At 47.1% G+C, this 3803-nt stretch carries 2 protein-coding genes; both read right to left on the bottom strand.

Features of this window, described 5'->3' with window-relative positions:
- Positions 1-360 precede the first annotated feature (360 nt).
- Entirely contained in the window at positions 361-1503 is a 1143-nt protein-coding gene (locus tag QUA74_RS29355; RefSeq protein WP_333336242.1) for a hypothetical protein, read from the bottom strand.
- A gap of 229 nt (positions 1504-1732) precedes the next feature.
- Complete coding sequence (dapF, locus tag QUA74_RS29350) at positions 1733-2575, bottom strand: diaminopimelate epimerase (protein WP_333336240.1); 843 nt, start codon at positions 2573-2575, stop codon at positions 1733-1735.
- Positions 2576-3803 lie beyond the last annotated feature (1228 nt).

The following is a 3803-nucleotide window of genomic DNA, read 5'->3' as shown; positions in this document are numbered from 1 at the left end:
CTATTGAATAAGCTTTCATTTTTTCTGGTGAGGCTACTGAATCTAGTGTACCACATATACATGGAATCTGCTGTAAGTGTCAACTTCAGCTTTTTGTGCGCCAGTCATCCCGCCCACCCGGCACTCTTCGCCAGGGAATGAATTCCACGGGGCTTATAGCTAAAGTCCTCTCAAAGAGGACTGAAAAACTCCTTAGTCCTCTTTGAGAGGACTTTAGCTTTGAGGCAGGGGTTTCAACCCTTGCCGGACTATCGGTTTTACGTTAAGTTGACACTAATGGGCAGTACCGTTTCCCTACAATTAATCCGGGTAGGGAAACGGCACTGCCGTTTCCTCCGTTTCTCTCCTCTGTGAGTGTAACTATAACGTTTTAATTTGCTCAATCACCCAGTCAAAAGTTTGCATAACTTGCTTGAGGGCAGATTCATCTTGCAAAGTAAACAAAGCCAGACTCGGCGACCTTCTCTCCCCAGGTTCTGTAGGCAGCGACAGACCGATCGAAGTCAGTTTACTTCTCAATTGCAGCCAATTGTGATCCGCATTAAACGGCGGCCTGGAACCGTAATTATCAGCAGAAATCTCCATTCTGCCAGCAATATCTACAGTGAATAACTGATAGGGTTTTCTTCCCCTTTGAGGCAATTGAGCCGCGAAACCGCCGTAGGCATCCCCCGTTCCCCAGTGGATTTGAACTTCGGGTTCTTGACTTTTTGCCCACAGGTAAATTTCTTTTGCTATTTGCGCCTCGTCCGCGCCCCGTCTAGCTTGGATTTCCGCAAAAAATGAAGATTCATCCCAGCGCCTTCTTTCGCGCGTTGCGCTGGATTTTTTCTGCTGTGCTTCCGCTGTCTGACCGATCACTCTGGGAACCAGCGTTTTCAAACCGTCTTCGCTTACATACTGCTTAATTTCCAGGGCCAAAACTTCAACCGGGTCCATTTGTTCGTTGAGAAATTCCACAACTCGGCGCATTTCAGCAGAAATCTCGTCAGCTACAAACACTAAGCGAACTTTACCGGCTTGCAAATTAGTTTTAACCTTCTGCCAAAATCTGTCTTCATTAGCATTTGCGCCGAGAAACTCTTCAAAAATCTGTTCGGGATCGCGACCCCGATCGCGACAATTAGCTTCAAACAGAGCAATAATTGAATCGACAGGCCAGTAAACCAACGCATTAGCAGCATAGTCGATCGACTGACCCAAAACTTTTTGCCGCAGTTCGGCATTAGGAGTTCGCCGGACATCCACCAAAGTAGGAACTGCATTTTGGTCGAGAAACAAATGATCCAGCGACCACTGCACCGCTGTTTCCTCATCGCTAGGTGCAGCTTCCCGCGAAATTAACAGCCATCTCCGCGCCGTAGCCCGATCGATTTGGTCTCCCGCGATCAAATTGGGATAAGTTACTAGCAAGTCTTGTAACTGGTCTTCCGAGTCGTAGGGCTGTTCCATCATTTCTACCAGCCTGTCGTCGTCCTGAATCAGATAAATACCTCCAGCCATGCAAGCCCACCTACTTAATTTTAGATTTTAGGTTTTAGATTTTAGATTTTAGATTTCAGGCTTAGTTATTAGTCTTCAGTCTTCAGTCCGCAGCCAATAAGTTGTGAAGGCGGAAGGCATTGGTCAGAATTCAATAAAAATTTTGAAGTCAATAATTTTTATTGTTTGTTAATTCAACAAAAAATTCCTTCTGACCAGTGACTGATGACTAATAACTGATGACTGATGACTAATGACTAATACAACCAGTAAATACTCGCTGTGCCGGCCCGGTCATGTAAATCCGCCCAGAAACTTCTGCCCATTCGATTTCCAAAACGCCGCCGGGGAGTTCAACCGCAGTTGCCCGATCGCACTTCCCTACCAACACCCCAGCTACCACAGCAGCACAAGCACCAGTCCCACAAGCTAGAGTAACACCCGCGCCTCTTTCCCACACCCGCATTTTTACGTAGTCCGAACGTATCACTTGAATAAACTCCGTATTGGTACGCTGCGGGAATGCTTGGTTGTGCTCGAATTGAGGCCCGACAGTTTCTAAAGCAACAGCCGCAACATCCTCTACAAATGTAATGCAGTGAGGATTGCCCATGCTGACGCAGGTAACAGACCAAGATTTATCAGCAACTTCGATCGGCACATCTATAACTTTCGCATCCGGTGCGGCCAAAGTTGTCGGAATTTCCGCCGCCAGCAGCCGGGGAACTCCCATATCCACCTTAACCTGACCGTCCGATCGCAATTCCGGGGTAATCACACCAGCCAGAGTGTGGATGCGGTACTGAGTTTTCGCCTCTGACGCTTCCAAATCAGCGATAAACTTAGCCAAACAGCGAATCCCGTTGCCGCACATTTCCGGTTCCGAACCGTCGGAGTTAAAAATCCGCATCGTATAGTCAGTGCCGTTTTGACCGGGAAGAGCAAATATCACACCGTCTGCGCCAATCCCGAAATGTCGATCGCACAAATCCACAGCTTGTTCTGGTGAGATCGCGGGTTCTGACGAGTGGCGGTTGTCAATCAGAATAAAATCATTTCCCAGTCCCTGATACTTCGCAAACTCGATCGGCATAAAAACAAACCCCTTTTGGTTAAAACTGATTAGATAATTTGATGACCAAATTACCCATTTCCCAGTATTATAAAACTTGTAATTGCTCAACCCCCTTGACAAGAAGAGGAGATAGACACTAGATAAAGGAATGGAAAAACTCCCCGACTTAAAGCAACTATCGAACGAGGCAAAAGAAGCCTTGATAGTAGAGCTATGGCAAGAAATCCCAAAACTTAGCGCAGCATTAGCCACATAGGAACCTGGCACCAGGCTCATCTCCCACCAAAACTAGCAAAAATTCCAGCACTCCACCATCCAAAGGTTTCAAGCCGAACATTAAGCCGTCGAAAATTCAAGGAATAAAAAGACAAAGAAGCCTAGGAAGAGTCGGAGGGGTTCGAGAACTACATCCTCATCCCGACCAAACAATCATCGCCCAAGTCAAAAATTGCCCCCAGTGTGGAGAGAAAGTCACCGCCGCCACCCAAAAATTGCAATCCGTCTACGAAAAAATCGAACTACCCCCTATTCGCCCCATCATCACCCGAATAGAACGTTATGGTGGTCAGTGTGCCTGCTGTCAAACCGAGTATCTGGCCCCTGTACCATGGGGAATGGAAGCAGGTTCACCGTTTGGCAGTTCAATTCAAAGCTTGGTCACATATCTGGGTTACACTCATGCCATCAGCTACGAACGGCTATCGTCCATATTTGCATCCGTTTTTGGACTCAAGATTTCCGAAGGAGCAATCGCAAACCTGTTGGCAAAAGTCACGCACCAGTTTAGACGACCCAGTAAGTCAAATACTACAACGGTTGCGGCGGGCAAAATTAATTTGTTCAGATGAAACCAGTGCGAGAGTTAACGGACAGTGGGAGTGGGAGTGGGTGTTTCAGAACCAGGATGTTTGTTTACACCTCAGGATCCCGAGTCAAGGGACAGGGGTAATTAACGAAGTTCTCGCAGAACATCGTCCCGATATCTGGGTGTCAGATTTCTCCCGCGCTCAAAAAAATCACCCAGCACCACAATGGCAAGTGTGTGAGTGCCCATCAACTGCGGGATTGCCAATATGCGATTGATGCTCTTGACAGAATTTTGGCCCCAGCGATGAAGAGGTTATTATTAAAGGCTTTTATCATCCATCGGCAACGGGAGAATATGGATGATACTAGTACAGCTCGGCGAAAATAGAATACCCACTAAACCGCTAATACTTTACCCTTATAAGTCCACTTGAAGGGC

It is taken from the genome of Microcoleus sp. LAD1_D3, assembly GCF_036702135.1.
In the GTDB taxonomy this organism is placed as follows: domain Bacteria; phylum Cyanobacteriota; class Cyanobacteriia; order Cyanobacteriales; family Microcoleaceae; genus Microcoleus.
The sequence above is the reverse complement of the archived record's forward strand: the minus strand, read 5'-3'. Positions and strand labels throughout refer to the sequence as shown.